This window comes from Oryzihumus leptocrescens (assembly GCF_006716205.1).
GTDB lineage: Bacteria > Actinomycetota > Actinomycetes > Actinomycetales > Dermatophilaceae > Oryzihumus > Oryzihumus leptocrescens.
The window spans coordinates 277,617-304,378 of the sequence record NZ_VFOQ01000001.1 but is presented as its reverse complement, the minus strand read 5'-3'; the positions used below and the strand labels follow the sequence as shown (position 1 = coordinate 304,378).

The window sequence follows — 26,762 nt, the reverse complement described above, 5'->3', positions numbered from 1 at the left end:
ACGGTGCCGGAGTCGGGAACGGCCCGGACGAGAACCACGTGATCTGTCGTCGCGCCCATGTGATTCACGACGCTACCGCGCCGACCACCGCCGTCCGGTACGCCGGCCGCACGCCAGCCCCTCGCGAGCCCGCGCACACCTAGATGCCGCTGTCCCGGGGGCTTCGTCGCCACACGCCGCGCACCTGGGCCCTCCCCCGACGTTGCCCCTCCCAGAGCTCGTCCTCTCCGTCGCAAGGGTGATGCAGCGCTGCCCATCGCCGCGGCTGGCGAACAGCGTTGAGGGGCCCGGCCGCTCGAGGTCGCATTGATGAGCGCCGATGTCGTCGCTCCTCTCCGTCTTTGGCCGCACACCGTCCCACGGCGGGAGGGCCAGCAGCTGGCCGTTGTCCGGTGGCCAGCGACGCCACCCCCGCCGCGACCCCCTCGCAGGCGGGGGTGGCGCCCCGCTTGACGGATGCGACCATACGAGCTCCGGGTCTGCCGGGACATGGCAAGGCAGAAGCCCCGACGTTGGTGCCGGGCCGGGCCGCTGCCCGAGGTGCCGTCTCGGCCTAGTGATCCGCCGTCCCAGATTGCCCCTGGGCCGGGAAGACGTGGTGCTGCGCCGGTGGCACATTCGCATGCGGGCCGCGCACCGAGCGCCAGATCTCCTCGTTCAGCGCGTGCTCGTCGACCTGATCGGGCGCTCCCTGGATCGCCTGCGGGGTCATGACCGACGTGGAGTTGGCCGGGTTCCTATCGGTGAGGGACTGCCGCGGTACCAGGGCCTCGTACGGAGTGAGGTTCGCACGGTCCCCGAACGTCCAGATCATCGGGACCGCGGCCGCGTCGTACTGCGACAGCGGGCCCAGACCCATCAGCAGCTCCATCGTCCGCAGGGCCGACGTCTGGTTGTAGAAGTGGGAGTCAACGATCCCGCGCTGGGTGTACGGGCTGATGACCAGGGCCGGGGAGCGGTGTGCGTCCACGTGGTCCGGTCCGTCCTGGCCGTCGTCCTCGACGACGAAGATGGCCGTGTCCTTCCAGTACTTCGAGTGCGAGACCGTGGAGACGAGCTGTCCCAGGGCGTAGTCGTTGTCGGCGACCATCGCCTTGGCGGTGGACCCGCCGGCATACCAGCCGTAAGTGTGGTCACGCGGGAGGTCAACGAACTGCCACGACGGCAGGTTGTCCTTCGCGACGTACTGGTCGAACTCCTTCTTCCACTCCGCGACCCTGCTCTGGTCCGTGATTTCCATGTCGAACCACGGGTAGTGGTGGTCGGTGTTCTGGTTCAGCAGCGGCTCGTACGCGCAGTACTCGCCGCTCGCACACGTGACCTGGTTCTTCGGGCCGAACCAGTCCGCGGGCAGCGAGTGCATCCCGTAGTGCCGAAAGCTCTGGCCTGCTGCGGCCGCCCGGTCCCACAGGAACGCCTTGCCCGGGTCGGCGCCGCCGGCCGTCACCGGGGAGTCGAGGTAGCCGGAGGAGTCGTACTCCGAGCCGTTGCCGTCGTAGCCCTGGTGGGTGCCGAGCTGGTTGTACGGGTTGGAGTTGCCCTGAGTGGCCCAGTCCCAGCCGTCCTGGCTGACCTCACCGTTGACATAGAAGTTGTCCAGCGTGGCGAACTTGCTGGCCAGCGCGTGCTGGTTCGGCGTCACGTCCTTGCCGAAGATGGCCAGCGACGGGTCGCCGTTGCCCTTGCCCAGATCACCGAGGATCTGGTCGTAGGTCCGGTTCTCCTTGACCACGTAGATCACGTGCTTGATGGGCGACCCCTGCCCCGGATGCCGGGGGATGATCGTCGCCGGGGCCCCGCCGCCGTAGCCGCGGACCGCACCGGAGCTGGTGGTGTCGTTGTTGAGCTCGACCTGGCGGGAATACCGCTGCAGCTGGGCGGCGCTCGGCGTGGGCACCACCTGGAGCATGCCCTTGACCAAGTCCTCGATCCACGGGTGGTTCGTCGGGTCGGCCAGGGTCGCGGAGCCCTTGTTGGAGCCGGTGCCCAGCCCCTTGCCGTCGGCGATGAGCAGCCTGGACCCGTCCTTGGTCACCTGCACGCCGGTGGGGTACCAGGCGGTGGGGATGAGGCCGTTGACGTGTCCGAAGTCCCCGCCCGAACCAGTGTTCACCACGGCGACGTCGTTGTTGCCGGCGTTGGCCACGTACAGCGTCTTCCCATCGGAGGTGAGCGCCATGCCGAGCGGCGACGTGCCGGCACCGGCGCCGCGGTATGGGCTCAGCGCGATCGTGTGCTGGACGGCGTTCGTGCGGGTGTCGATGACCGAGATCTGGTCGCTGTCCCCGTTGCTCACGAACACGCGGTGCCGCGCGGGGTCGCCCAGCAGGTGGTTGGGGTGCGTCCCCACCGCGATGGGCGCCTTCGGCACCAGCGACGTCGCGTTGACATCGAAGACCGACACGGTCTTGTCCGCCTGGTTGGACACGTATGCCGTGTGGCCGTCCCCGCTGAGCGCCACCCCGAACGGGTACGCCCCCGTCGGTGCGGACGTCGTCGCGCCCGTGGCGACATCGACGGCGAACAGCTTGCGCGCGTACTGCCCCACGGCGTAGACCGTCTTGTCGTCCGGGGACGTCGTCACCATCTGGGGGTAGGAGCCGTCCGGCAGCGCGAGCGTCCGGGTCGGGGTCAACCGGCGCGCGGCGGGGTCCCAGTCGAACCCCAGCACGGAGTTCTTGTTCGCGGTGGCCAGGTAGACGCTCCGGCCGTCATGGCTGAACACGAGCCCGGGCGCGACACCCTCGCGCTTCGTGGCGTCGTCGGGGTTGAGCTCGACCTCCTGCAGCAGCGCGCCGGTGCGGCTGTCCAGGACGTCCACGGTCTGCCGGGAGTGCGCGTTGCGGATGACGCCGGGAACCAACACCGCTCGGTCGTCAGGTGAGAGGACCGCGTTCGCAGGGAAGGACCCGGCCGGGTGGGTGCTGCCCGCGGGGGTCACCTGCCACCCCACCGGCGTCATGGCGGTTCCGTCCGGGCGTGGGCCGGGGTGGTCGAAGTTCCCGGCGACGCCGAAAGCAGCCCCACCCCCGACCAGCACGGCTCCTGCGATGACGGTCACCAACGCGGCCGCACGCTGCCTTTTCCTCACGTGGTCGTCCTCTTCCAGTCCGTCGGCCCCGTGCGGGCCAGGTTCCACGCAGAGGGTGGCGGTTACACATGAACGACAAAGCAACAAATTCTCACGAACGCCCCACTGTGGAACCAAAACCCGCAGGCAGGAATGCGGTCGCAGAAGGTGCAGCCCCATGGCGTTGCTCCAGACCGGGTCGACCTCCCCCGCACCGGATGGATGCGCCCGGCGGAGTCGACGAATACGTGTGGCGCCGTATGTCTGGAATGGCTAATCGTCAATCCGCACAATGAGAACTACGGGGGTAGTGGCGCGGAAGGTGATGACTCCGTCACCACGCAGATCCAAGGCCAAGAGCATTGACTCTCCCACCCGGCAGCGCAGCACCCAGATCAACGGGATGGCCTCTTCGTCGCGACGAAGGTCGGCCACCGGCGCCCAGCCGCTGTCCTCCATGGGGACGGGCAACGGTGCCCTGCGTGCGGTACCCGCGTCCAGGTCGAGGTCGTAGCTGGCGGTCTCGGTCCGGACCCGCCAGCGGCCCGCGCCGACGGCCGGGAGCTTGAGCTGCGCCTGCTCTCCCGTTGGCCGGATCTCCTCGCCAGTCATCCAGACCCGGCCAGCACCGCGGTCACGGCGCGACGCGAGCTCATATGCCGCCTTGTCGACCTCAGGGTCGCACTCATCGACGATTACTTTGGTCGTGCCCGGCTGGGGAGGCCTGTGCCGCCGGACCGGCGGCGTCCACGACACCGGCATGGGGCCGCGGTAGGCGCCCGGCTCCGTGGCAGTGTGGGCACACCGTCGACCCGAGGGCGTCCGGGTCCAGGGCCTCGGTGATGGTGTACTCCGCGGCGGCGGCAAGCAGTTGCGCGCAGTCGGCGCAGTAGGGGACTTCGGGAGTGGCTTGGTCGCCGTCGTCGAAGACCCCCAGGGCCGCGGCGGGCAGTTGCTCGTGCCCGACGGTGGCGCACCGTGGCACTCCGATGTCACCCCGGCGGGCGTCATCCTCGGGGCGGGAGCTGTCACCGGGGTGGGGATCAGTCGAGTGGCTCATGTGCTGGCTCCTGGTGGTCAACGAGCCGGGACGTCGTCGCGGCGGCCGTGATGCGATCAGCGTGGGCGGAGGCTCAGCTCAGCGGCAAGCGGCGGCAGGGAACCTCCGATGACTGGCCGGGCTCATCGGACGTTCCCCCGCGGTCATAGCCTCGGCCGCCGCGGCCGTGTTGTGGTGCGCTCATGTCACCGCCCACCGCGCGGGGCACCGGTCAGAGGCGAATGCCGTGGGTCCCCGCGTCGTCACCGTCCGCGGCATGCCGAACCGCCGTCGCCGCCTGGACGCCCGCACCCTGCACCCGAGGGACTACCTGCGCGATCCCCACCAATTCGGGTCACATCCGCACCCCACGTGGCGGTTGCCGCCCGGTGGGGACCCCCGCTCTCTGCAGGTCGCAGCCATCGAACACCAGGTCGCTCGGCTTGTTCGCGAGCGCGGCAGCCGAGACACCGCGGCGCAGGTGTGCGCGCGGTTTGGGTTCTCGCGGTCGTTCTGGGGTGACTGCTTGGCGGGGCGGGCGTGGATGGGTGAGACGGTCCTGGCCGCGGCACTCAGTGCGTTGTCGCCCCCGAGCGGGAGTGTCCGGTAGGGGCTGGCGGCGCCCACGTTGCGTGGCATCGAGCCAATGGCCACGTCGATGGCAGCGCGTCGGCTGACCCCGGCCTGGGCCGCTGCCGGCGCCAGACCGGAGCTGGGTCTGGCTCCCGGGTGGGCGCAGGTGCTGAGCGTGTGGCACGACGACGCCCTGCTGGCCGAGCAGACGGGCGCACGGTTGGAGGAGATCGGTTCGCGGTTCGTGGCGCGGCTGAGTCGATCTGGGCGGTCGGCGTGGACCGATGTCAGCGCCGGGGACTGTCAGTCGTTCATCACCGCACCGACGCGAAGGGGTGGGGCGCCCAGCTCATCGACGCAGCACCTGCGGCGCTCGACGGTGCGCGCGGTGTTCCGCACGTTGCGTGGCCTGGGGATCGTCGGTGGTGACCCGACCTTGGACCTGAGGTTGCCCCCGCGGTCTTCCCGTGCGTACCGGCCGTTGACTGACGATGAGGTGGTGCTGTGCCGCGCGACGAGCCGTCTCGGGGAGTCCGGCGCCGGCTCGTTGCGACGCGCGGTCGCGTGGGCGCTGGGTGAGGCGACCGCCGCCACCAGCGAGATCGGGGCGGCGTGCTTGGGCGCCCTGGATGACCCCGTGGACCCGCGCGCGGTGTGGTTTCCTTCCTCGCGGCGGTACGCCGCGCGCGTGGGACAGCTCAGCGCATGGGGCGCGCTGGTGGTGCGCCGCCAGGTCCGACTCCTGCGGGCGAACGGTGCCGATGACTTGACCCTGCTGGCCTACGCCGGGACCGGCACCGGAGGTCAGTATCTGGCTCAGGCGTCCGTCTGCACCCAGATCACCAAGGTGATGGAGGTCGCGGGCCTGCGGCAGGACCCCGGCGTGCGGGCCCGGTCGCTGCGCGGCTGGGCCGGCCAGAGCCTCTACCGCAGCGGCCTACCCCTGGAGCAGGTGGCGGTCCGCCTGGGCTGCAACAGCCTTGACGCCGCGGCCGCCGAGATTGGACTGCAATGGAAACCTTCCTCCCCACCCTCCTAGGCCGCACCCGGGTCCCGAGCACCGCCGAGACGATCACCGCCCTGGTGCACAGCCCCGAGCTCTACGCGCTCGGCGACCTGCTCCCCGAGCGGTGCGCGGTCGGCCGGCCGCGGGAACATCCCGGGTGGTCGGTGCTGCTGTACGGGGCGCTGGCGCGGCACTACCGCTCCGGCGCCCGCGCCCACGCAGAGCTCCACTCCCCGCAGGTCTGGTCTCACGTGCAGACACAGGCAGCGCACGCAGCCAGGACGCTGGGCGTCGCGGCGCCGTCCGCCCTTGCCCCACCGACGTGGAGCACTTGGGTGACCGCCCGAAACAGGCATCTGAGCACCGACGACGGGCTGGGCCGCGTCGCCGAGGTGCACTTGCAGGAAGCCAGCGCGCTGGCGCACGGACTGGGCCTGTGCCTAACCACCGGGGGCGGGTCCTGGTCGCACCCTGCCAAGACCCGCACCGCCTACGGCGACGGCACCCTGGTGACTCCCATGTACCGGCCCCCGGACGCGCTACGACAAACCCTCCCTGACGGGTCCGTGCAAGTGTTCTACCCCGACCCGATCACTGGTGAGCTGCTCGAGACCCCGACCCGCCGGTACGACCCGGACGCGGCCGAACACCACGGCAAGGGCGGCCCAGCCCACGCCACCAACTACGTCGCCTGGCACGTGCGCGGCAGCTCCTACTACCAGCGAGTCATCCTGACCATCGGCCGGGTCGAATCGCCCGGACGGGAGGCCGAGACCGCGGTGACCCTGCTCGGAGATATCCGCCGCGTCCTGGGCGACGGACTTCAAGCGGTCGTCTACGACGGCGCCTTCCGCGGCGTACACATCGACCACGTCATGCGCCACCACGGCTACGTGGTGATCTCCAAACCCGGCACCATGACCGCCGACGAGCTCGCCCCCGCCGCGGTACGCCTGCCGGGCGGGCGCGCCGCCAGAAGCTTCCCCCTGGGCACCTGGGAGCACGACACCATCCTGGGTCCCTGCCTTCACGTTCTGGCCGCGGTCAACGGAGCCGTCAGCGAGATCGGCCTCGACGAGAGCGGCGACCCGGTGCTACTCGCCCAGCTCGCCCGGCGGCAGGTCAAGCGCCCCCGCCGCGCCGACGGGCGGTTCCACTTCAGCGTGGGCTACGAGGTGCCCTGCACTGCCGACCCGTTCTGGGTTTGGGTCAGCCCCCACGCCGACCGCGCCGACCAGGACGCCAGCCGCGCAGAGCACGTCCGGGTCATCGCCGCCACCGACCCTGACGGGCAGCGCATCGTCGGCCTGCGCAGCGACGCCGAAAGCCACCACTACCTGTTCAAACGGACCCTGCTCATCGGCCGGGCCATGAGCCTGGGCTGGCGCCGCGGCCTGCTCGACCAGTACTGCTTCGCCCTGCTCAACAACGCCCTGGTCCACCACCGCGCCGGCCTGGCCGAACCGCAGTACCCACACCCGTGGTCAGCATTAGAGCCCGGCTGAGGCGGCAGGTGGCGCGAGCGAAGCGGCGAATCACCTCCCTTCAGGCCCGCTCACACCACGCGCCGCCCCAGCCGAGCGACTCCATGCTCTGTTCAGATGACAACCACCCCACCCACAAGTGCCTTCGCCACCCACGACGCGCGCAACAAGGAGCGACGGCCACCGTGTCGGACCAAATCACCAGCGCAACCACCGCACACGGCGCCGGTCCCCCCAGCCCCCGACCGGCCAACCCGAGAAAGGACAAGCCCCCGAGGATGAACGCAGCCGAGGCGTCCACCCGGCGCCAGGCGCAGTGTCCAACCTGGCGCCGCACCGAAAGTCACGCTGGTCGCCACCCAATCGGGGCCACGCCTTGCCGATGCGGTTGCCTGTCGCGAACCCGGCCGTGCAGGCTTCCTGACCGGCCGCGTGCCCGGCCACGGGGATGAAGCCCATGGACCCCCTGGTGCGAAGAGTGGCACTGGCACAGCTGCTGCAGATGAACCCTGGGCAGCTGCTCGAGCGGGCCGCGGCCCTGGAATCGGCGCCGCCGGTCCCGCCCTCCTTCCGGGGGACGGCGGCTGAGACCGCGCTGGCGGACCAAGCTGCGCTGGCACGCAGCTTGGCGCCGTTGCGGGTCGAGATGGATGACGCGAAATGGGCCAAGCTGGCATCGCTATTGGTCGAGGGCATGGACCCCGATGAGGCGGCTCGACGAATCCGCGGCTAATCCAGTCCCTGCCACCCGGAGCTCCTGCTCGGCGTGTGCGCGGGCACGTTCGAGCCCGCCACGGTGGGCGACATCGATGAGGACTTGTCGCGGTACTTCGACGTTCGCAGCGAGCTCCAGCGGCGTGAGGACGGGCCGCCCCTTGACGGCATCGAGTCCGCGCCCCCGCATGGGGCCGGCTGATCAGCCCAGCTCGAGCAGCCGTTTGGCTGTGTCGAGGGCCCTCATCTCACCTTCGATGGACTTCTGGACGCGGGCGCTCATGAACAGCTTCCGAAGGCCAGGGATCTCGGCATCGAGGATGAAGGTGACCTCGGTGCCGGAGCCGTACGAGGCGAAGCGGTACTCCCCCCTGGGACGCACCGGCCCCTCGGCGCCCTTGAACGCGTACCTGCTGGCCGGTTCGTAGGCCGTCACCTCGACGTCCGCCGGGACCCCGCGCCCGCCGTGTCCGTTCACGACCAGATGGATCCTCTCCCCGACGACCGGCGGTCCCTGGCTGGCTGTGCTGATGACCTGAGGTCGCCACCGGTGGTCGTTGGCCGGATCGGTGAAGAACGCGAAGACGTCCTCAACTGGACGGCCGATAAGGACCGAGCGCTGGGCCTGTGGCATGGGGTTGCTCCAAGCTGTGCAGTCACCCCTGCGAAGACCATGGTCGCCCGGCGCCGGCGGTGCGGGCATCGTCCGGCCCGGATGGCAGATCCTTGTGGCTTGGTCAGCGGTGGTGGCGAGACCGCCCTCGAGGCGGGTGCGATCTCAGCGTTCTGTTGACGCAGTGGCCGCCCTGGCACACTCCTGATCGAGGAACGATCGCCCAGGGGGTGCGATGACGCCAGGCCCGGAGGTATCCGAGCGCGCGAAGACCCAGGGCACCCGCGCCCTGCTGGTCGTGGGCGTGATCGCTGCGGTGCTGGGTGCCGCGTGGTGGGGATTCGACGCCGATCCGAGGCAAGGCAAGGTGATCCTGGTGCTCGGTGTCGCCGCGGTGACCGCCGGCCGAGTTCTCAGCGGCCGACTCAGCTCTTCTGGCCAGCGAGCCCTGCTGGTGATCGTCGCGGTGCTGGCAGTGCTTACTTTGCTTGGCGCGGTGCACTTGGTGCAGGTCGTCAACTACCAGCGGGCCTCTCACAACCAGTAGCGGGGTCTCACCTCGCCCGAGGTACAGACGGTCCCGCGCCACCCTGGACACGACGGCTGCGAACTCGACGAGGTCTCGCGGGCCTCTCGCGACCTCCAAGACGCGCCGGGCCACGGTTGAAGCCAACGAACGGCCGGTGTTGCTGGGGAGGTCATTCGGACAATTGCCCATCGCGGGAAGTGACTCCCCCAACGGCGTACGCGATCGCACGGCACCCACGCCTGGGTGCGAGTCGACAACTGCCCTTCCTGGTTCGTTTGGGGGATGTGCGGGTGCGAGATCGCACGTGACCATCAGGCATGGATCAGGTCTCGACCCCGCTCAGCTCCCGGATCCGCCACGGGCTGCACCCCGACTTCCGCGAGGTCGCCGCGCAACTGCACCGGGACTTCGACCTGCGCACCGGGGCAGAGGTGGTGGATCGGGTTCTCGACGAGGTAGCCGCCCGCTTCGCCGACGCCCGGGTGCGCACGTTCCTGCCGCTGCTGGTCCATCGCTACGCCAGCAGCGACCTGCGTTCGGTCACCATCGCCCCAAGTGGGGCCGTGCAGGGCAGGGCTGGTGCCAGCGGGGTCGCCTCGCAAGCCTCGTCGGTGAGCTGACCACGGCCATGTCGGGCGCAGGCCAACCCGACCCCACGGCATACCGGTCCGTTGGAGGGCGGCTGCGGGCCGCCACCGATCGCGGGGCGGTGCTGGACGACCCCTCGGACACTGAGCTGCTCGGGCTCCTGGAGGACATCGACGCCGGCGAAGGAAGCTGCCTGATCGTCGAACGCCTCGACGACTCCTCGGGTCAGACCTACGTGCAGGTGCTGCGCACCGAGCGCGATCCGGGCTGGGAGGTCAAGCACCGGGCAGGCAGCCCGGAACGGCATTTCCATACCGCCGTCGGCGACGTCGAGTCCGCGCACCACCTCGTGGCGGGCTGGGCCCTGGACCACCCCGACTGGCTCGACTCCGTGCGCTGGACACGGGTCGAGTTCAACCCCTAGGCCACCTGCTCTTGGCGCCTGAGCCAGAGCCTCAAGAGGCCTTCGGCGCAACCCGGCGGCGGCGCCGGGCAGCGCGGGCTTTCTCCCGCGCGCACACCAGCCGCCGAGCCACCTCGACGTCCAGGGCCTCGATCTCGCTCAGCCGGACCAGCCCCTGCGTGAGCCCCCGGATGATCGGGCTGAGGACCTCCAGCTCCTGGGCATCGTTGTGGGCGATCGCCCGACGAAGCCGGGTCGGCAGGTCCGTCGGTACCACCAGGTCCAGGTCCATGCTCATCCCAGCCCTCCACCACGCCATGTCTGAACGGGCGCCTCACCCTCGACCCCCACGGTGATCGGCAGGCAACGCCGATGTGAATGCCGGGGCCGACCGGCGCAAACCATCACCGCCGACCCGCCGTTCCATGCCCGATGCACACCCGTCCACGGCCCAACGGCGCCCCTTCGAGCGGAGCCTTGCGGCCTCGGTCGGACTCGACCGCCACCAGCGAGCGGGTTCCCTGCAGGCTGCAGGTGGCGGTGGCCAGGACCGGGTTGGCCACGAGAGCGTTCGCGTACACCCCGACACAGGGCATCTCAGCTGTGGATGTCCCGACGGCACGCGAGGCGCTGACGGGAAGGTCGACGGGTCATGCCCGGGTTCGCTAATGCAGCTTGGACATCCAGTTGGGCGGTACCCGCCCCGCCGGCCCCGGGACCTGCTGACGGAGTGGATGGGATCTTGGCGGCGCGAGCTCTGGGCCGTCGAGCCAGTCGCCGGTGCGGTAGTCGAAGAACCAGTCCTCGCCGGGTTCGTAGCTTTGGACCGGGCGGTGTCCCGTAGTTCGGTAATGGGCTGAGGCGTGCTGGGAGGGGGATGAGTCGCAACACCCGACGTGCCCGCACCGGGCACAGCGGCGCAGATGTAACCACCAGCCGGGAGGCTCCTGCGCCTCGCAGTCGGCGCAGCCAGGTCCGCTGGGTGCCACCTCGGTCCTGATCTCACTGATGCGACTCACGACTCGGCCCCTTTCATCGGTGGCGAAATGGGGTAGGTGGTCAGTCCCCGAAAGCCCGAGGTGGGCTGCATCGGTCCGCCAGACTTCACAGCAGCCGGTGGACCTGCGGGTCGAAGCAGACCAGACCCCGCCGGTGCGCTGTGCCGGCGATCAACGGCAGAGCACCCGCGGCATCGTCAAAACGCACGCCCAGAAAGACAATCGGCCCGCAGGCGTCCCGCATGGGCTCAAGAGCCCAAGGCGATGCCCCGTCACCGTCCGGCCACACGGCGAGAAGAGCCTTCACGAACGCGACGATGCGCGGGGTGGGAGGTGCATCCTGCGCCTCCGCCACATCCATGAGCCGGTCGAACTCCACCCCTGCCGCGCTGTTGTTGATCGGCCGGGGGCCTTCCCACACGGCCACGTTGTAGCTCACGGCTACGTCACCCTTCGGGCTCCGGCCAGCGCATGGAACCGGTCCCACACCCCGCGCACCCGCTCCAGCGCCGATTGCGCCCGACGAGCCAGTTCGCCCTCAAGAGCATGCAGTCGCCCCCCAGCCGAGCTTTGCGCGTCGATCTGGGACCGCGCAACGTCAGGCAGCAGTTCCACGTCACCCATGCAATCCCCCGGAGCCCAAGCGCGCTCCTACGAAAGCGTCGAAATCTTGTGTAACGATGGGTTACCGAACGGTGACTGTCAGGCAAACACATCGCCGCACAAGGACATGTTTCGAGGGGTGGGGATGCCGACCCCATGAGGCGAGGCTGCACAGCCGCCGAACGAGCGTCCGGGACGGACCGCTGAACTGCCTCACATGCCGCAGGTTGGGAGCAGGCGGGGGCATCCTGAAGGTGTCGGCTGGCGAAGTCGATGAGCACGGCGACTCCCCCCCTCAGCCCAAAGTCACGACGCCCGATCCGTGGCGTTCATGGGTGACGCGGACCGGAACAGTGGACTCCGGGACAGGACCAAAGCGTCCCTTAGGTCTCCAGAGGTGGGGCCTGGTCACCCCCGCGCTGGTCCAGCTCGCTGCGCAACTCGACGTAGCGTGACAGGTGTTCGTCGAGGGCGCCGGCAGTTGCTCGGGCTACGTCGTCGCTCACGGTGGCGAGGTGCGCCTCGTACACCGCTTGCAGCGGGCCTGCCTCGTTACGGAGCTCGTGATCGGTCATCGCCCGGACCGGCTTCATGGGCTCACCGTAGAGCCTGCACCTGAGCCCAGCGAACCGACCCCGGCGAAGGCGCCTGGTCATCGGCGCGGGTAGCCCAGGCGTACCAGCGGCTCCGCGATGACGTCTTCAAGCTGTTCGGCCTGCGCGGCTGTCAGGTCCCGTAGCCAGGAGCGGCCCCGTGTCGACGAGATGTGGTGGCGGGTGAAGCCGGCTTCGAAGGCCGGTGTCCAGTCAAGCCCGAGGAACTCCAGCACCGACTTCATCTGGCCGCGGGGGTCCTCCAGGACGTCCTCATGCCGCACAGTGAGCCACTGGCCCTCCGGGGCCCGTTGCTCGGCCTCGAGTGCGGCCTCGATGAGCATTCGCCACCCCAATCCCGCGAGGGACACGAACGAGCGCCCGGACTCCTCCCACAGGTCGCGGTAGGCCGGCGGTAGCGGGCCGAGGAACCAGCGGTCCGGCCCGCGGTAGCCGTCCCACCAGCCCATCTGCAGCCAGGAGTTGGCCACGGCACGGCCGTCCCGGACCACGTGGATGAACCGGGCGTCCGGGTAGGCAGCCGAGAGCAGGCCGGCCCGGGGCCAGCCGGTGACGTGGTGCACGAACGCGGGCGTGTGCTGGGCGGCGATCCGGGTGTCGAAGAACTCCTGGATCCGGTTCACCAGCCAGGGACTGGCGTCCGCTGCGGTCAGGTCCCGGCAGGGGCGCACCAGGGCGCCGGAGACCTGGCGTTCCAGCAGGGACCACCCCTCGGACGGTGCCACCCGGACGCGGCCGCGCTCGACGAGCCGGCGCCGATGCTCGAAGGCAACCAGGGAGGGGTCGCGCTCGGCGGCCCGGGAGAACAGGGTGTTGTTCCAGCGGCCCTTGAGGTTGAGCCGGGCGAGCTTGTCGTCCATGTTGGAGACGAACCCCACCTCGGGGTGCCGGGCGATCAGCTCGGTGAGCATCGTCGAGCCGCAGCGGCCGGTGCCGATCACGAATGCCAGCATGGTCAGGCCCTTCGTCCGGGGCGTCCTGTATCCACGCTGCGCCGGCGCGGTGATCACCCGTGGGCACTCAGGTGTCACGCGCGGGGCGGCTTGGTGAATGCCGGCTCGGAATCCCCTGAAGTCCACCTGAACGGGGCGGTGGCGACTCCCGGGGCGGTTCCCGCCCTAGGGGTCAGGTCAGCCGCTCGGGTCCGGTGGCCTCCAGGCGATGGCGCGGACACCGGGCCCGCCGTCCAGGCGCTGCTGCAGCTCGCTGCGGACGTCGAAGTAGCGCGTCAGCTGATCGTCCATGTCGCCCATCGTGGCCCGTCCCACGGTCTCCGAGACCTGTCGGACGTGGGCCTCGTACACGTGCTGAAGCTGAGTCGCCTCGGCGACCAGTTCCTCCTCGGTCATCAGCTCGACCGGCCTCATGACCAGCAACGATAGGTCCCCAGGGCCCGCTGCGGGCCCTAACCGACCTGTGGATCCTGCCGGCCCCTGGCCCTAGCATCGCCCGGCGGCGCGACTAGCGTGGACGGATGCCGTCGCCGTCCACCAGGCACCTTGAGTTCGACCCCCAGATCGGCGTGCCGCTGGAGGCGTGGCTCGCGCACCGCCGGGCCGAGGGCTGGGTCCCGATCCGCGGAGGCATCGCCGTGGTCAACATGGCGTCCGGCACCGTTCTGGCGTTTCGGATGCGGCGCGCGTACCACCGGGTGAACCCATCCCCGTGGATCAAGGCTGAGCCCGCAGCAGGGCCGGATGCAGCACCCCCGGCGCCCGGGATGACCACAAGGGTCGAGGGAGGTCCCGGGCGCCTAGCCCACACTCCGACTATCTGAGCCGGGGACGGGCCGGGTGCCAACCCATTCTGGACGCGTCCGCACACCAGGGTCCTCGGCTGGAGGCCCTTCGTTAGGAACCTGAGACACCGCAGCGACCGGTGGACCGCAGCGCCGGGACCTTTTGTGAGCAAAGGGTGTTTGCGAGGCAGTCTTCGCGCTCGGCGCCCATGCAGTTCATGCCGTGGTCGAGCGCTGCTTGTCGCGACGCGGCAACGTGGTGACCGTCGATGACCGGCACGAACAGGAGGGAACACCCACATGAGCATCGCACCTGGCCCGCTCTCATTCGACGTTCCTGTGACTCCCGACCTGCCCGGGCGCATCCGGCGCGCCATCGCCAAGCAGGACAGCGCCGAGCTGACCTACCTCAACCCCATCATCCGGGCGCTGGCTTACGGCGACGTCACCGTCGGTGAGATCAAGGCCCTCAACGCCGAGCAGGCGCTGTGGCTGCTCAGCGAACGGGACAAGCAGCAGGCTTAGGCCGGCGGGTTGCTGGGCTCGCAGCACAGTGCACGGGCCGCTCCAGAACGTTGCAGCTCGTGTAGGGCTAGCCTCGAACGCCGTCGCGACCACCACGGCCCGGCCCCCTCTACTACCTGCGGCCAGGCCTTGCTCTGCTGACGGTTCAGCCGGGCCGAACGTAGGTCACATTCAGCAGGTCCCCCTCCCGGAACCGGCGGATAGTGGCGTTTGTGGGGAGTTGGCCGATTCGCAGACGGCGGAGACGGCGACCGTCTGGGCCGCCGCCAGCGTGCCTGGACTGCCGCGACGGGGTGCACGCCGGCTGCTCGGGCTGGTGCGGATGCGCGGCCCGCGGGCACCGACCGCCAGAATCGCCCCCGTCGCGTCGCCACGGAAGAGCCGCCTCGACGCCCACGGTGCTTTGCCCGACTTACCCCGCTCATCGCGTGGTTTGCTCCTCGCCGGGTGGCGCGGGTCGCGCCCGCACACCCCCCGGTCGGGTGGTCACCTCAGAGTCCGGCACGGTTCGCCGGAAGCAGGCCAAGCACACGACTTCGCTATGCCCGACCGGACCGGGCGCCTCCTTGCGTCAGGCAGGCGCTCCGTAGCGTCCGCCCGCTTGACCTTCGCCGGTGAGGTCGATGGGGCTTCGCCCGCGTCGCGCGACAACACTTCGGGGTGATCGCAAGAGCCGTATCGTCACCACTGTGACCACCGTGCTCCCGCCCCTGCCGTTTCGCGGGACGCCCCCGAACCGGGACCGGCACGTGCTCCAGCAGGGCTTCTGGTTCAAGGCGCACAGGTGGTCCTCCCGCCTGGACCCGGCCGCCTGGCCCCCGGAGCTCGATGCGTGCCCGGAGAGCATCGACCGCCGCTGGATCGACCGACGCGCCCTGTTCGCCATCGCCGACCGCGCGGGCGACCCCGTCGGCGCCATCCACACCCTCGTCGCGACCAGCATCTGGGGCACGTCGACCAGCGCTCGGGGGCGTGCGCGACGTCTGCGCGTGTTTCATGCCGACCTGGCCGCCGTGGGGGATTCCGTGGCACACGCCGTGAACGTGATGCTGCAGGACGGACCAGTTGCCGCGTATCGGACCCTGCACGACAGGGGCCCCTCGGTGAAGCACCTGGGGCCGGCGTTTGGCACGAAGGTGCTCTACTTCGCCGGGTACAACCACACCACCGAACACCCGCGGCCCCTCATCCTGGATCGGTACGTCGCCCTGGCCCTCAACCAGCTCTGCGGGTGGAGCTGGCCGGACGCCGGCTGGACCGCCGATCAGTACGCCACCTACCTGGACTTGGCCGAACGCTGGGCCGCGGCCTGGGACACCGAGGCCGACGTCATCGAGCTCGTCCTGTTCAACGTCGGCAAGAGCGACAAACTCGCGATCGCCGCCCTGAGCGGAACCCCCGCACCCGAGGCCCCCTGAGCCAAACCGCGCCGATCACTGCGTCGAAGCCGGCCACAGATTGGCCCATCGAACGCTCGTCGCAGGTTCCGGAGGTGACGATTGTCCACCGGCTGCAGGGTCCACTAGCGCTACCTGGGGGCGTGTGCCCGATTGGTCGGTCCACGGGCTGATGCCGTCTCACCCAGCTCACCCGAAAGCCGCGACCCTCACGACTGGTTCAGTGCCCATACCTCCGCGGCTCCCTCGTCCCCGGGTCGTTGGATGCTGTCGATCAGGGCACGACGGGTACTGGCGGCCTGCCGGTGCGGTGAACGAGCCGGCCATACACATGGGCTGGCAGGGCAAGCCGCACCAGGATCACCAAGGAGCCGGCCACCGCGACCGCGGCGTACAGAAGGTTGGCCGTGACGTGGGCCAGGCAACCGTAGGTGCCGGCGATCACGGCGTCGGTGATCAGCAGCATCCACGAGCTTGCCACCAGCGCCGACACGTCATGGCTGCGCCAGGCCGTGATGGCCGCCGGGGTGATCAGCAGGGCGATGGAACAACCGAGCACCGCGGTGATAGGGACCGCGCCGGCCCACGGGGCGACACACGCTGCCGTGGCAATGGTCGCGAACCAGGCGCACGGCAGCCACAGCTGGGACCGCGAGCCTCCCCGGCACCAGGCGAGCACGAGTGAGGTCGCGGTCACCGGCAGGCCCACCAGGGCTGGCATGACCACCCATGGATCGTGGATGACTGCCCCGTAGGTCATCCAGGCGATCCCGCAGAGGGTGGAGTTCGCCAGCGCCGCGACGCTGACACCGGCGGCCCGTCGCACGCGAAGCAGCCGGACTGCTTGGGGGACGGCGCAGGCGAAGGCGAACGCGGTGCTCAAGGCGCCGGCGACCATGGCGACGCTCATGTCGTTTCTGGGTTTCCTGACTCACGCACGGGAACGCGGTCAGTGGGGGCCCTGTAGGGGGTGCGCTGACCGCGTGGGACTGAGAAGCGATGCCTTGACTGGCCGGAGTCACCCGCGTCGAGGAAATGCTAGGCGTGGCACGGGTGGTCGCGGAGCGTGACCCGGCGACAGTCACATGGAGGCCGGGTGAACTTCGCCTTCCCGGAACCAGGCCGGGACCTGAGGAATAGCGTGGGCATCCGCTGCTGGCGGCCGCCGTGTCCGCCTCGCCCGGTGGTCAGGCGAAGCGGATGATCGAGGCGATCCCGGCGATGAGGCAGTACACCGCGAACGGGGTCAGGGTGCGCGTCTCGAAGTACCGCGTCAGCCACCGCACTGAAGCGTATGCCGCGACGCCGGCCACCACAGAGCCGAGCACGACCTGACCGAGGATGCCGTGTCCGGCCGGGCCGGCCAGCGTCGGCAGCTTCAGCACCCCCGCGGCCAGGATGACCGGGGTGGCCAGCAGGAACGAGAACCGCGCCGCGTCGCGGTGCGACAGCCCCCGCGCCAACCCACCGACCATGGAAACGCCGGAGCGGGAGATGCCCGCCAGCAGGGCGAAGGACTGGAACAGGCCGATCACCACGCCCTCGCCGTAGTGCAGCGTCGCCAGGCGGCGGGTGCGCCGCCCGCGCACCGCCTCTACCGGCGGGTCGGCAACGGCAGCGCCATGGGCCCCGGCGGCCATGGCCTCGACCACGGGCTGCGCCGTGCCTTCCTCCGCTTCATCGGCCGGGGCGAGGCGGCGCAGCCATTCGCCGAGCAGGAGGATGAGCCCGTTGAGGGTCAGGAAGATGGCCGCAGCCAGGGGCTTGGCGAAGAGGGTCCGGAACGTGTGCTCCAGGGCGAGGCCGATGAGGCCGACCGGGATGGTCGCCAGGACGATGAGCCAGGCCAGGCGCTCGTCGGGGTCTGCAGCGACCAGGCGCCGGGCCCGCAACGAGGGGCCCAGGCTGCGGCAGAACGCCCGGATGATGCGGACCCAGTCGTTCAGGAAGAAGACCAGCAAGGCAACGGCGGTGGCGACGTGGAGCGCCACGATGAAGGCCAGGTAGGGGCTCTGTTCGCTGGTCTGCGTGGCGGACTCGGTCACCAGGTGCTCCCAGGAACCGCCGAGCCACGCCGGCACCAGGACCGAGTGCCCCAAGCTCGAGACGGGGAACAGCTCGGTCACGCCCTGAAGCAGACCGATGACTGCGGCCTGAAGGTACGTCAGCACTGTTGTCCTCCCGAGCTCGGCGGCTGAGCATCACCACAGACGGCCTGAGCTTGCCCGCCCACTCAGTGCTGCCCACCTCACGAAGGGTCCCCGACCGTGCCGTGACCGGGGATCCCCCGAACGGTCACACTTCTTTGCGTCGAGCAGCTTGGGCCCGGCTAGGACCGGCGGGCGCGGCCGGGATTCTTGATGAACGCGATATCCCGGCGTTCCTGCGCCCGGGCGGCAACGAGCCACAGGGCCTGTTCCGCGTCCAGCGTCTCGATGTCGTCCAGGGTCGCCTCGCCCTTGGCCAGGGCGAGCACGATCGGGTTCAGTAATGCCAGCTCGGCTTCGTCGCGCCACAGCAAGGCCCGGCGAATGCGGCTGGGAAGGTCGGGCGTTGTGGCCCCGAGATCACTGGAGCTGCCGCGAGGGTTGGACGCCATGACTGTCGCGTTCACGGCGTCACTCTCCACCCTGAGAATGAGCCCCGGTCGCCCCGCGCATGAACGCAGCGCAACGCCTATGCGCCCACGCCACGTCAGGAACGGGCCCTCGCTGGAAGTGGTGAGCGCGCTTGACCTCACGCAAGCCGTCTGGCTCGCCCGCGCCGCGAAAGACTCAACCCGACGGGCCCCTCGCATCCCTGAGCGTGGTGCAGCTGGACGCCCTGGTTCGTAGTGTTCCCCCAGCTCGGGACGGGCAGTCCAGCCCCCGCCGACCCTTTTCCAGGCGATCGCCGCAGCCGTAAATTCTGGCGCTGGAGTCTGGTGACGCGCGTCGGTTCGAGTTCGACCCGGGCGCTGGAGAAGCCCTTGAAGCGTGGCTGAACTGCTTGCGCGCCGCCCAGGATGGCGCCCGGTCCACCGCGGCCGCAGCTTGGTGTGGACCCCATCAGGGCTGCGGATGGTCCTGCCGATGAGCGCGCCAGCACCCCCACGGACGATGCGCTCTGACGTCGACCGCCCTTCTCGGGGAGCACATGGCGGCGAACGATTTGAGGAGTTGGCACACGGGGCGGTCGACCCTCAGGAGACGTAGCGCGTTGCACGCTTTTGATCGCAGGTGTGGGTGCCGGGGGTGGTCCTAATCTCGTGCCGGGCCTAGGACATCCCACCAACCTGGGCGGGCGGGGCAGGCGACCGCCGACACATCCTGCGCTTCTCTTCATCGGGGGTCATCGATGCTGCGTTCAGCCGCCATGCCGGTACTCGCCCTACTGCTCGGCCTCGGCGCAGCCTCAGGCGCCGCCCCCGCCGCGGCGGCCGCGCCGCAGCCCTGCGGGACGGCCGCAACGGCTCCGGCCGTGTACGACCACGTGGTCTGGATCGTCGACGAGGACAAGAACTACGACACCGTAGTCGGGTCCAAGTACGCACCCTTCATCAACACAACACTGATCCCTGGCTGCGGGCTCGCGACGAACTTCCACCCCGAGACGCACAACTCGCTCGGGGACTACATCGCGATGAGCTCGGGCGGTCTGGTCAAGGGCACCCCACCCACGATCTTCGGCCAGCTCCGGGCCCACGGTAAGACCTGGCGGGCCTACATGCAGTCCATGCCGGCGAACTGCTACCGCACCAACGCCGGCAACTACTCCAAGGTGCACAACCCGCCAGTCTGGTTCACCGACACCAAATCCGACTGCCCCGCCTGGGACGTCCCCGAGACCCAGCTCGACACCGACCTCAGCAACAACGCGTTGCCGACCTTCGCCTTCATCGCCGCCGACAACGCGCACAACATGCACAACAACCCCGTCGCCTCCGCCCTGACGAACGGGGACACCTGGCTCAACACCGAGATCTCCAAGATCGTCAACAGCTCGACCTACGCGGCCGGCCGCACCGCCATCTTCCTCACCTGGGACGAGGGCAACGGCCCGAAGAGCACCACGGTGAACTACCAGGGCGAGAACTGCCTTGACCCCACCAACGCCGCCACCGACGCCTCCTGCCACGTCGCCACCATCGTCATCGCGCCGAGCATCTTTCCCGGGACGCGCTCGGGCACCTTCTACTCCCACTACAGCCAGCTGGCCACGACCGAGGACATGCTCGGCCTTCCACGGCTGGGCAACGCGACCTCAGCCGGCAGCATGCGCGCCGACTTCGGGTTCTGATGACACCCCGCATCCCGTCACGCGACCGCCACACCCGGAAGCCTCGCGCGGCCCGAGCGCATACCTCCCTCGCAGCGGTGGTGACGGGACTGCTCACCACGGCGTCCCTGGCGGTCGCTGCCCCAGCGGACGCAGCCCGCGCCCCCTCGGCCGGGACCGTGGTGGGGCTGTGGCATATGGACGAAGCGCCCGGAGCGGGCACGATGGTGGATTCCTCCGGTCTGGGCCACAACGGGACCATCAGCACGGGCGTCACCACGGGGACCCCATCCGATGACGGCACCACCGGCTACACCTTCACCCAGACCGGCGGAGTCGTCCGGGTCCCCAACGACAGCACGCTCAACCCCGGCACCAGCCCACTGACCCTCAGCATCCACCTGCGGATGGCGGCGAACGTCCCGGCCGGGGACTACAACGTCGTGGAGAAGGGCACCGCCACCGCGACCGGCGGCGCCTACAAGCTCGAGATCAACGCCACCCACACCGGACCCAAGTTCGGCTTCCCCGACTGCGCCTTCAACGGGGCCACCGGCAGCCACGCCAAGGCCTTCGCCCCCGCCAGCATCCTCGACGGGAAATGGCACGTGGTCACCTGCCACCTCAACACCACCCAGGCCTGGGTTGAGCTGGACGGTCATTCAGGGAAGACCGTCGCCTGGCAGGGCGACTCCATCGCCAACAGCGCCGACCTGACCATCGGCGCCAAGCCCAACGCCACGCACGGGTATGTCGGGGACGCAGACGAGGCAACCCTCGTCATCGGATGAGCCCAGCAACGCCACCCCGCGCTGCGGTTCGGCCTCCTGTAACTCCGGTGGGAACTCACCCCGCGCACTGAGAAATTCGACGTCATCGACGGAGCCAGAGCGCTGCTCGGATCCACAGGTGGCGTCCGGGTTCGCCTACTTGTTCCAGCCGCTGTTGTAGACGTCCAGACCGAACCGGTTGAGACCCGAGGAACCGGCGTAGCCCAGGTACGGGAGCTTGAAGACGTCCTCGATGGAGGCCAGCAGGGAGTAGTGGTTGTAGCTGGTGGTGCTCCACGTGTTGGCCTTGACGTAGCGGGACAGCACCAGCGCGCCGATGCGCCCGCCGCCGAGGCCGGTGATGCCGGGCAGGGCGGCGTTCGGACCAGGACCTTCGCCGCAGCAGGCGGTGGCATCGGACTGCGGGCCATCGGACTCGTCGGCGGTGATGACCAGCATCCCGTCGTTCTTGTAGGCCGGGCTGTTGAGGATCTTGGGCACCCAGGTCTGCAACCAGGAGTTGACGCTGGTCAGGCCGCCGGGCTGGCCGTCCACGCACGGCGAGTCGTGCCCGTCGTGGCACAGGTTGGGGGTGATGTACGACAGGTTCGGCGTGGTGCTGGTCGACGCGAGGTCGGTGGACAGCTGGTTCAGGTCGACCACGTGCTGGCCGCAGTCGGCAGCGCCAGTGATGGAGGAGAAGTACATGAACGGGTTGTGCCGCGCCGCGTACTGGTCCCCGACCCGGGCCTTCTGGGTGTCGTCGGTGGCATTCAGCGCCGGGTGGCGGCAGGGCGTACCCATGTCCTCCATGTAGCCCCTCCAGGCCAGCCCCTTGGACTTCAGCTGGTCGGTCAGGTTGGGCACCGACGCCGGGAAGACGCACCCGTTGCCGACCGCCTGCCCAGGAGCCGCGGTCCCGGTCTGCGCGAACTGCGAGTAGACCTGGCAGTCGCCCTGCATCTGGGCGTTGGGACCCTGCCCGGAGATCTGCGCGACGTAGTTGGGCTGGGAGTTGTGCGCGGTTCCGTAGTAGGTGTTCAGCAGCACGCCCTGGGAGCGCAAGGTCTGGGCCAGGTAGGGGGCGGCCGAGCCGGCGCCCCAGGTGGTGTCGTAGCCCTTGTTCTCGATGTTGATGACGAACACATGCTTGACCGGCGGCACGTACGCCGAGGTCGACGTCGGGGTCGCGGTCGCGGCGCGGCTGGCGTCCGGGCGGGCCAGACCGGCGCCGAGCAGCACCACCGCGGCGGCGAGCAGGAGGGCAAGGACTCGCTTGGTCGTACGAGGTGTGGTGCTCATGGCAGGGGCCACCCTTCGGCTGCGGCTTTGGTCTTCAGGTCGCCCCACTCGGACTGCTCCGGCCCGCTCGCCGGGGCGGGCGAGCAGGCGGTGGCCGTGAACGGCGGTATCACGAACGTCGGCGCGCTCAGGTTGGGGGCGCTGGAGAAGTCGAGGACCTCGGCAATGTTGCGCGCCGCGGAGTCCCGGGGCGTCAACGCCGGCAGGCCCCACCGCCACTCGATCGCTTTCAGCACCGACGTGTGGTCGTAGGTGTTGTGCGCGACGTACCCGCGGCGCGCGCGCGGCGAGACCACCAGGGCCGGGACCCGGAACCCGCGCAGCGCGGTAGTCGAGCTGACATCGGGTGCGGTCGCGGGGGCGACGTGGTCATAGAACCCGCCCCACTCATCGAAGTTGACCACCAGCAGCGTCCGCGACCAGTTCGGGCTGGACGTGACCGCTGCATACACCTGGTTGAGGAACTGCTCCCCTGCCCGGATGTCGGCGTGCGGGTGGTCATCGGAGGATGACCCCGAAGCCTCATCCTCGAAGCGCGGGTCGATGAAGCTCACCGCCGGAAGGGTCCCCGCGGCGGCGTCGGACAGGAACGTCGCGAACGGGTGCGCGATCGGCAGGTACTTGCTGCCCCACAGCGCCAGGAACGGCACGTCGGAGTAGTAGTACTTCCCGCTCAGCCCGGCCGCCGACAGCCGGTCCCAGATGGTCGGCATGGTCGCCGTGGCCGTGGAGTTGTGGATCCGGTCGGTCTGCGCCGCATGCATGTAGAACCGGTTCGGGTATGTCTCGGCGAGCACGGCGGAGAAGTACCGGTCGCACATCGTCCACGCCGGGGCCGCCTTGCCCAGGAAGCCCAGGTCGGCCTGCTGGTAGTAGCCGATCGGCAGCAGGTCGTCCTCGCCCGCGCGCAGCCAGCCGTCGCAGGCGCCGCCGTCGAGCTGGATCCGGCCGCCCTCGTAGGAGTGGTCCGGGTCCTGGTGCCCGCAGCTGGCGGGTTGGGTCAGGTGGTAGGTCGAGTGGGTGGCGCCGTACCGGTCCGTGAAGCTCAAGCCGGCCTGCTTGCCGTCGGCGCCGGGTAGCCAGCCCATGAAGTGGTCGAAGGACCGGTTCTCCATCATCACGACCACGATGTGGTCGATGCCCGAGCTGCCCGGCGCGGGCAGCGTCGTTGCCGCCGACGCTGTTTGCGCCCGGGTCAGGAACGACCCACCGGTCAGCGCGGCCGCGCCCCCCACCACAGCCGCGGAACCCAGAAACTGTCTCCGCGTCACACTCACGGCAATGAAGGTAGAGCGAACACAAGGGACATTGCGAACTTCAGGGACAAAGTTCACTTCTCGTTCACCCCTGCTGCGCTCACCCACGCGGCGGGACGCACGACACGGCTCAGCGGCGACTCCGGCCAGAGTTCGGCAGGGCCGAAGCCAACCGCGGGGATGCGTGGTGTTCGTATGACGGCCCTGCTGGCAGGACCAGGTCCTCAAGGCTTGGCCGAGGGACGGGTGAGCGGGTGCCTGCCGTCAGGCGCCGCGGCCGCGCAGGCGCGTGATGGCGGACACCGCCGACGACTCGGCCCGCTGACGCACCCGCTCCAGCCGGGACAGGGGTAGCCGTTCGACCCGGCACTCCAGCGACCACCGGGGCATCGCGCCCAGCGACTCCTTGAAGGCCACCAGGCCGGGCGCCCCGCCGGACATCCCCAGGCTGAACCAGCGGCACCCGCTCACGCAGGCGTCCTCGATCGCCAGCCGCTTCAGCAGGTGGCTGGCATGCAGAGCGCCGTGCTCCCGCAGGCCGTAGCTGCGGAACGAGATGCCGTGAGCCCCGTGGACGAAGGTCATGAGCGCGGCGACGGGCTCGCCCTGGTAGCTGGCCAGCCACGTGCGGCCCTCCAGGCCCGGGGCGGTGGCGAGCGCCTCGAACATGGGCAGCGGCTGCCGCCTCCTGGCCAGGGCGGTCGCCACCGGCACCGGCAGGCCCGTTCTTTGGGCACGCTCGGTGGTCCACGCGAGGTACAGGTCGTAGAGCGCCGGGACCAGCCTGCCGGTGGTGTCCCGGTCGACGGTGAGGCCGGCGCGTTCGGCCCGGCGTACCGCCTTGCGCGCCGAGGCGTGGAACCGTTCGCCCCAGACGCGGTCGAAGCCACCCTCGAGGTCGAGCACATGGACGGGCAGCCGGGTGGCGGTGGCCCGTGGGGGGAGGCCGGCCTCCCAGCGTTCGGCGACGTCGTACAACGCCGTGATGCGGGTGCTCACCGCCGGTGAGCCAGCCAGGTCGGACAGCACCAACCGCACGTCGTCCGGTCGCAGCCCCCCGGCGGCGAGCAGCCCACCGGGTCCGAACGGGTGCGGATGACCGGCCTCGAGGGCGACGCCGGGCAACGTGCGGTGGCGCAGCAGCGGCAGCACCAGCCGGCGCCCGTCGTTGGTCTCGTAGAGGCGGCTGGCGTCGCGTGCTCCGGTGACGGCCGCCGCCGCGTCGAACCATGCCGGGCTCTGGAAGACGGACGCGGCCGGGTCGGCTGCCAGCACCGCGGACCACTGCTCTCGCGGCGCGGGGCTGACCACCGCGCCCTCAAGGCAGCGGCGCCCACCAGAACGGGCCACCGTCATGCCCGGCCCGACCCGGCCGGGCTCAGGCGGGACTGAGCCCGTGACGCGCGTCGCGAGGGAGGGCTGCTCGGGGCGGGACCCCGCGGCGCCCGGCACGCGGTCATCCTGTAGGACCACGCCCCCAGCACATCCTCCCCGCCCGCTGTGGCAACCCTGCCGTTGACCGACCTCAGGGCGCCTGCGGGTACGCGGAAATGCCGGGCCGGGAGACGCGTCGGACGGCGCCTGGTGTGTCTCCCGCCCGCCGTGATGGTGGACCGATGCCGCGTGCCGTGTTGCTCGTGGCACCTACCGGCAAGCCCTACGCGGTTTGGCGTCGTGGCCCGGGCTGGTCCGGCGCGGGGGCCCGCTCGGCTCGGTGCTCGGCGGGCACCGGCCCGTCGGAGAGGAAGATGGGGTTGGTCAGGGCCTCCATGTCCCCCTCGTTTGCGGCAGGGTTGTCCGGAACGCGGCGGGGTATGCCACGGACCTCTGCGCGCACGTAACCGCCGCCTGGCGGCACGGGGATGGTGACCTCGACGGCCTGGTCGTCGGAGGCCACGGGCACGACATCGACTGGTGATCCGTTGGCGACGAGGATCAGGCGCATGCCGCCCGCTTGGCGCACCCGGACCCGGATGGTGACGGGGTCGCCGGCTGCGCCGTACACCGAGCCGCCCACGTACGTTTCCTGCCCGGGCGCGGTGGCGGTCAGGTAGACCTCGACGCCGTTCGGGTCCCGGGTGATGAAGCACCGCCCCGCCTTGAGCGCGGTGATGATGTCGCGCTTGGCGAGGCGGGCGGAATACACGACCGTCGTGGGTTTGCCCACGGCGAAACCGCCGTCGTTGCGGACGCCGTGCAGGTCGCTGCCTCCGTTGGCGACGGTGCGCCAGCCGCTGTTCAGCATGGTGTCCCACGCGGCGAGGGAGGCCTCGTCATCGGCCTGCCAGGGCCCGGTCCACACCTCGAAACCATGGGTGCGCGAGCGCGGGTCGGCTTCGGCGTCAGCCATGAACTGCCAGCTCAGGTGCGCTCCCAGCGGGTGCGCGGCGGCCACGTAGGCGCCCATGGACTCGGCCACGGAGATGAACTCACGGATCCGGGCCCCACCGGTGGGCAACGGTGCACCCAGCGGGCTCTGCCGGAAGTCCAGCCATTGGCCGACTTCGAGGCCGGAGACGGTGGCGTGGCCGTGGAACCAATTGGTCATCTCCTCCCCGGGCATCAGCAACATGTCGGCGCCGGCGTCACGGGCCAGGAAGTAGTTCTGGCTGATGACGTTGTGGTCAGTCATTGCGACGTAGTCCAGGCCGGCGGCGCGGCAGGCGGTGGCCCACTCCGCCGGGGTCATCGCGGACCCGGAGGCCCACGCGTCGGAGCTGGCGGTGGTGTGGCAGTGCAGGTCGCCGCGGTACCAGCCGGGCGCGTCGAGCACGACGCCCGGCTCGGGCCCTGGGCGGAACGGGGCGCCCTGGGGGTCGAAGGACAGGTCGACGGTGACCGTGACCGTGGTCGGTACCGGCGCCTTGAACACCGGGATGAGCACGGTCCAAGTGCCGGCGGGCATGTGTCCGGGTACGAACGCCGGTGAGGCGTCGGCGGTCGAGACGTGGAACGCGGCGCGTTCCTCGCCGTAGACACCGCGGAACCCGGCGGACTGGTACCCCGGCCCGTGGGCGTCGAACAGGCCAATCCCGAGCGAGGCCTGGCTGCTGCTCTTGGTCATCGCCACGTCGATGCGTTGCACCCCTCGGGGCACGGGGAAGGGCAGCTGCGCGTACGAGCCGGTCCCGACCACCGTGGTGGTCAGGGTCAGTCGCTGTCCCGGCCGGGTTCGGGCGGCGGTGCGGGCGGTCGCCGGGGTACCCGTGGCGGCCGCGCCGCCCAGCGCTGCGGCGCCGGCGGCCGCGCCGCGCAGCAGAAGGCGTCGGGTGAAGGCATCCAC

Annotated in this window: 26 protein-coding genes; 10 read left to right on the top strand and 16 right to left on the bottom strand. The window is 70.1% G+C overall.

The genetic code is table 11. The features are described from left to right. Nucleotides 1-553 precede the first annotated feature (553 nt). Both FB474_RS01515 and FB474_RS01510 read right to left on the bottom strand, forming a co-directional pair. Nucleotides 554-3,061, bottom strand: coding sequence for a bifunctional YncE family protein/alkaline phosphatase family protein (locus tag FB474_RS01515; RefSeq protein ID WP_185745992.1), 2,508 nt, complete (start codon nucleotides 3,059-3,061; stop codon nucleotides 554-556). Nucleotides 3,062-3,343: 282 nt separating this feature from the next. Beyond that, nucleotides 3,344-3,832, bottom strand: coding sequence for a hypothetical protein (locus FB474_RS01510; protein ID WP_221632400.1), 489 nt, complete (start codon nucleotides 3,830-3,832; stop codon nucleotides 3,344-3,346). Between the two features lie 1,025 nt (nucleotides 3,833-4,857). On the opposite strand from FB474_RS01510, the gene FB474_RS01505 reads away from it, so the two are divergent. The 3 genes from FB474_RS01505 (at nucleotide 4,858) to FB474_RS01495 (ending at nucleotide 7,905) form a co-directional block, all read left to right on the top strand. Further along, on the top strand, nucleotides 4,858-5,721 hold the full coding sequence (locus tag FB474_RS01505; RefSeq protein WP_141787044.1) for a hypothetical protein: 864 nt from the start codon (nucleotides 4,858-4,860) through the stop codon (nucleotides 5,719-5,721). Beyond that, the gene (locus FB474_RS01500) at nucleotides 5,694-7,193 is read left to right on the top strand and encodes a hypothetical protein (RefSeq protein ID WP_141787043.1); all 1,500 of its coding nucleotides are present in this window, start codon (nucleotides 5,694-5,696) and stop codon (nucleotides 7,191-7,193) included. The genes FB474_RS01505 and FB474_RS01500 overlap by 28 nt, the downstream gene beginning before the upstream one ends. A gap of 457 nt (nucleotides 7,194-7,650) precedes the next feature. After that, nucleotides 7,651-7,905: a hypothetical protein gene (locus FB474_RS01495; RefSeq protein WP_141787042.1), complete on the top strand. Its 255-nt coding sequence runs from the start codon at nucleotides 7,651-7,653 to the stop codon at nucleotides 7,903-7,905. A gap of 183 nt (nucleotides 7,906-8,088) precedes the next feature. On the opposite strand, the gene FB474_RS01490 is transcribed toward FB474_RS01495, so the two are convergent. Then, on the bottom strand, nucleotides 8,089-8,520 hold the full coding sequence (locus FB474_RS01490; RefSeq protein WP_185745991.1) for an SRPBCC family protein: 432 nt from the start codon (nucleotides 8,518-8,520) through the stop codon (nucleotides 8,089-8,091). A gap of 214 nt (nucleotides 8,521-8,734) precedes the next feature. On the opposite strand from FB474_RS01490, the gene FB474_RS01485 reads away from it, so the two are divergent. From FB474_RS01485 to FB474_RS01475, 3 genes are all read left to right on the top strand, one after another. Continuing rightward, a complete protein-coding gene (locus tag FB474_RS01485; RefSeq protein WP_141787040.1) occupies nucleotides 8,735-9,046 on the top strand; it encodes a hypothetical protein in 312 nt (103 codons plus the stop codon). Between the two features lie 299 nt (nucleotides 9,047-9,345). After that, nucleotides 9,346-9,648, top strand: a complete 303-nt coding sequence (locus FB474_RS01480; RefSeq protein WP_141787039.1) for a three-helix bundle dimerization domain-containing protein — start codon at nucleotides 9,346-9,348, stop codon at nucleotides 9,646-9,648. 8 nt (nucleotides 9,649-9,656) lie between these two features. Beyond that, nucleotides 9,657-10,040 (top strand): hypothetical protein, encoded by a 384-nt coding sequence (locus tag FB474_RS01475; protein WP_141787038.1) that lies wholly within the window; start codon nucleotides 9,657-9,659, stop codon nucleotides 10,038-10,040. Nucleotides 10,041-10,071: 31 nt separating this feature from the next. Here the strand turns inward: FB474_RS01475 and FB474_RS01470 are convergent, their stop codons facing one another. The 6 genes from FB474_RS01470 to FB474_RS01445 form a co-directional block, all read right to left on the bottom strand. Continuing rightward, nucleotides 10,072-10,317 carry a hypothetical protein gene (locus FB474_RS01470; RefSeq protein ID WP_141787037.1) on the bottom strand — a complete coding sequence of 82 codons (246 nt, stop codon included), beginning with the start codon at nucleotides 10,315-10,317 and terminating at the stop codon, nucleotides 10,072-10,074. Between the two features lie 367 nt (nucleotides 10,318-10,684). Beyond that, complete coding sequence (locus FB474_RS01465; protein WP_425465309.1) at nucleotides 10,685-11,008, bottom strand: UBP-type zinc finger domain-containing protein; 324 nt, start codon at nucleotides 11,006-11,008, stop codon at nucleotides 10,685-10,687. Nucleotides 11,009-11,123: 115 nt separating this feature from the next. After that, nucleotides 11,124-11,456 carry a hypothetical protein gene (locus FB474_RS01460; protein ID WP_141787035.1) on the bottom strand — a complete coding sequence of 111 codons (333 nt, stop codon included), beginning with the start codon at nucleotides 11,454-11,456 and terminating at the stop codon, nucleotides 11,124-11,126. A gap of 547 nt (nucleotides 11,457-12,003) precedes the next feature. Beyond that, the gene (locus FB474_RS01455; protein WP_141787034.1) at nucleotides 12,004-12,213 is read right to left on the bottom strand and encodes a hypothetical protein; all 210 of its coding nucleotides are present in this window, start codon (nucleotides 12,211-12,213) and stop codon (nucleotides 12,004-12,006) included. 59 nt (nucleotides 12,214-12,272) lie between these two features. Continuing rightward, nucleotides 12,273-13,187 carry a sulfotransferase family protein gene (locus FB474_RS01450; RefSeq protein ID WP_141787033.1) on the bottom strand — a complete coding sequence of 305 codons (915 nt, stop codon included), beginning with the start codon at nucleotides 13,185-13,187 and terminating at the stop codon, nucleotides 12,273-12,275. 177 nt (nucleotides 13,188-13,364) lie between these two features. Further along, nucleotides 13,365-13,601 carry a hypothetical protein gene (locus FB474_RS01445; RefSeq protein ID WP_141787032.1) on the bottom strand — a complete coding sequence of 79 codons (237 nt, stop codon included), beginning with the start codon at nucleotides 13,599-13,601 and terminating at the stop codon, nucleotides 13,365-13,367. A 671-nt stretch (nucleotides 13,602-14,272) separates the two neighbouring features. Between FB474_RS01445 and FB474_RS01440 the strand changes: the two genes are divergently transcribed. Together FB474_RS01440 and FB474_RS01435 are read left to right on the top strand one after the other, a co-directional pair. Next, on the top strand, nucleotides 14,273-14,497 hold the full coding sequence (locus tag FB474_RS01440) for a hypothetical protein (RefSeq protein ID WP_141787031.1): 225 nt from the start codon (nucleotides 14,273-14,275) through the stop codon (nucleotides 14,495-14,497). A gap of 749 nt (nucleotides 14,498-15,246) precedes the next feature. Beyond that, complete coding sequence (locus FB474_RS01435; RefSeq protein WP_141787030.1) at nucleotides 15,247-15,915, top strand: 8-oxoguanine DNA glycosylase OGG fold protein; 669 nt, start codon at nucleotides 15,247-15,249, stop codon at nucleotides 15,913-15,915. 253 nt (nucleotides 15,916-16,168) lie between these two features. Here the strand turns inward: FB474_RS01435 and FB474_RS01430 are convergent, their stop codons facing one another. From FB474_RS01430 to FB474_RS01420, 3 genes are all read right to left on the bottom strand, one after another. Further along, nucleotides 16,169-16,804 (bottom strand): SemiSWEET family transporter, encoded by a 636-nt coding sequence (locus FB474_RS01430; protein WP_141787029.1) that lies wholly within the window; start codon nucleotides 16,802-16,804, stop codon nucleotides 16,169-16,171. A gap of 277 nt (nucleotides 16,805-17,081) precedes the next feature. Beyond that, a complete protein-coding gene (locus FB474_RS01425) occupies nucleotides 17,082-18,065 on the bottom strand; it encodes an undecaprenyl-diphosphate phosphatase (protein WP_221632399.1) in 984 nt (327 codons plus the stop codon). A gap of 158 nt (nucleotides 18,066-18,223) precedes the next feature. Beyond that, nucleotides 18,224-18,508 carry a hypothetical protein gene (locus FB474_RS01420; RefSeq protein ID WP_141787028.1) on the bottom strand — a complete coding sequence of 95 codons (285 nt, stop codon included), beginning with the start codon at nucleotides 18,506-18,508 and terminating at the stop codon, nucleotides 18,224-18,226. Nucleotides 18,509-19,230: 722 nt separating this feature from the next. On the opposite strand from FB474_RS01420, the gene FB474_RS01415 reads away from it, so the two are divergent. Both FB474_RS01415 and FB474_RS01410 read left to right on the top strand, forming a co-directional pair. Further along, complete coding sequence (locus FB474_RS01415) at nucleotides 19,231-20,172, top strand: alkaline phosphatase family protein (RefSeq protein ID WP_141787027.1); 942 nt, start codon at nucleotides 19,231-19,233, stop codon at nucleotides 20,170-20,172. 176 nt (nucleotides 20,173-20,348) lie between these two features. Continuing rightward, nucleotides 20,349-20,942 carry a LamG-like jellyroll fold domain-containing protein gene (locus FB474_RS01410; protein ID WP_185745990.1) on the top strand — a complete coding sequence of 198 codons (594 nt, stop codon included), beginning with the start codon at nucleotides 20,349-20,351 and terminating at the stop codon, nucleotides 20,940-20,942. Between the two features lie 135 nt (nucleotides 20,943-21,077). Here the strand turns inward: FB474_RS01410 and FB474_RS01405 are convergent, their stop codons facing one another. The 4 genes from FB474_RS01405 to FB474_RS01390 form a co-directional block, all read right to left on the bottom strand. Beyond that, a complete protein-coding gene (locus tag FB474_RS01405; protein WP_141787025.1) occupies nucleotides 21,078-22,223 on the bottom strand; it encodes an alkaline phosphatase family protein in 1,146 nt (381 codons plus the stop codon). Next, nucleotides 22,220-23,461 (bottom strand): alkaline phosphatase family protein, encoded by a 1,242-nt coding sequence (locus FB474_RS01400; RefSeq protein ID WP_246091999.1) that lies wholly within the window; start codon nucleotides 23,459-23,461, stop codon nucleotides 22,220-22,222. Before FB474_RS01400 ends, FB474_RS01405 begins: the two co-directional genes overlap by 4 nt. A 282-nt stretch (nucleotides 23,462-23,743) precedes the next feature. Then, nucleotides 23,744-24,931 carry a GNAT family N-acetyltransferase gene (locus FB474_RS01395; RefSeq protein WP_141787023.1) on the bottom strand — a complete coding sequence of 396 codons (1,188 nt, stop codon included), beginning with the start codon at nucleotides 24,929-24,931 and terminating at the stop codon, nucleotides 23,744-23,746. 205 nt (nucleotides 24,932-25,136) lie between these two features. Next, complete coding sequence (locus FB474_RS01390; protein ID WP_141787022.1) at nucleotides 25,137-26,762, bottom strand: CehA/McbA family metallohydrolase; 1,626 nt, start codon at nucleotides 26,760-26,762, stop codon at nucleotides 25,137-25,139.

Bases quoted from the DNA above. Each gene is read 5' to 3' on its own strand.
- FB474_RS01510 (WP_221632400.1), bottom strand. From the start codon at position 3,832: ATGCCGGTGTCGTGGACGCCGCCGGTCCGGCGGCACAGGCCTCCCCAG.
- FB474_RS01500 (WP_141787043.1), top strand. From the start codon at position 5,694: ATGGAAACCTTCCTCCCCACCCTCCTAGGCCGCACCCGGGTCCCGAGC.
- FB474_RS01490 (WP_185745991.1), bottom strand. From the start codon at position 8,520: ATGCCACAGGCCCAGCGCTCGGTCCTTATCGGCCGTCCAGTTGAGGAC.
- FB474_RS01485 (WP_141787040.1), top strand. From the start codon at position 8,735: ATGACGCCAGGCCCGGAGGTATCCGAGCGCGCGAAGACCCAGGGCACC.
- FB474_RS01480 (WP_141787039.1), top strand. From the start codon at position 9,346: ATGGATCAGGTCTCGACCCCGCTCAGCTCCCGGATCCGCCACGGGCTG.
- FB474_RS01475 (WP_141787038.1), top strand. From the start codon at position 9,657: ATGTCGGGCGCAGGCCAACCCGACCCCACGGCATACCGGTCCGTTGGA.
- FB474_RS01470 (WP_141787037.1), bottom strand. From the start codon at position 10,317: ATGAGCATGGACCTGGACCTGGTGGTACCGACGGACCTGCCGACCCGG.
- FB474_RS01455 (WP_141787034.1), bottom strand. From the start codon at position 12,213: ATGAAGCCGGTCCGGGCGATGACCGATCACGAGCTCCGTAACGAGGCA.
- FB474_RS01450 (WP_141787033.1), bottom strand. From the start codon at position 13,187: ATGCTGGCATTCGTGATCGGCACCGGCCGCTGCGGCTCGACGATGCTC.
- FB474_RS01445 (WP_141787032.1), bottom strand. From the start codon at position 13,601: ATGAGGCCGGTCGAGCTGATGACCGAGGAGGAACTGGTCGCCGAGGCG.
- FB474_RS01440 (WP_141787031.1), top strand. From the start codon at position 14,273: ATGAGCATCGCACCTGGCCCGCTCTCATTCGACGTTCCTGTGACTCCC.
- FB474_RS01430 (WP_141787029.1), bottom strand. From the start codon at position 16,804: ATGAGCGTCGCCATGGTCGCCGGCGCCTTGAGCACCGCGTTCGCCTTC.
- FB474_RS01415 (WP_141787027.1), top strand. From the start codon at position 19,231: ATGCTGCGTTCAGCCGCCATGCCGGTACTCGCCCTACTGCTCGGCCTC.
- FB474_RS01410 (WP_185745990.1), top strand. From the start codon at position 20,349: ATGGACGAAGCGCCCGGAGCGGGCACGATGGTGGATTCCTCCGGTCTG.
- FB474_RS01405 (WP_141787025.1), bottom strand. From the start codon at position 22,223: ATGAGCACCACACCTCGTACGACCAAGCGAGTCCTTGCCCTCCTGCTC.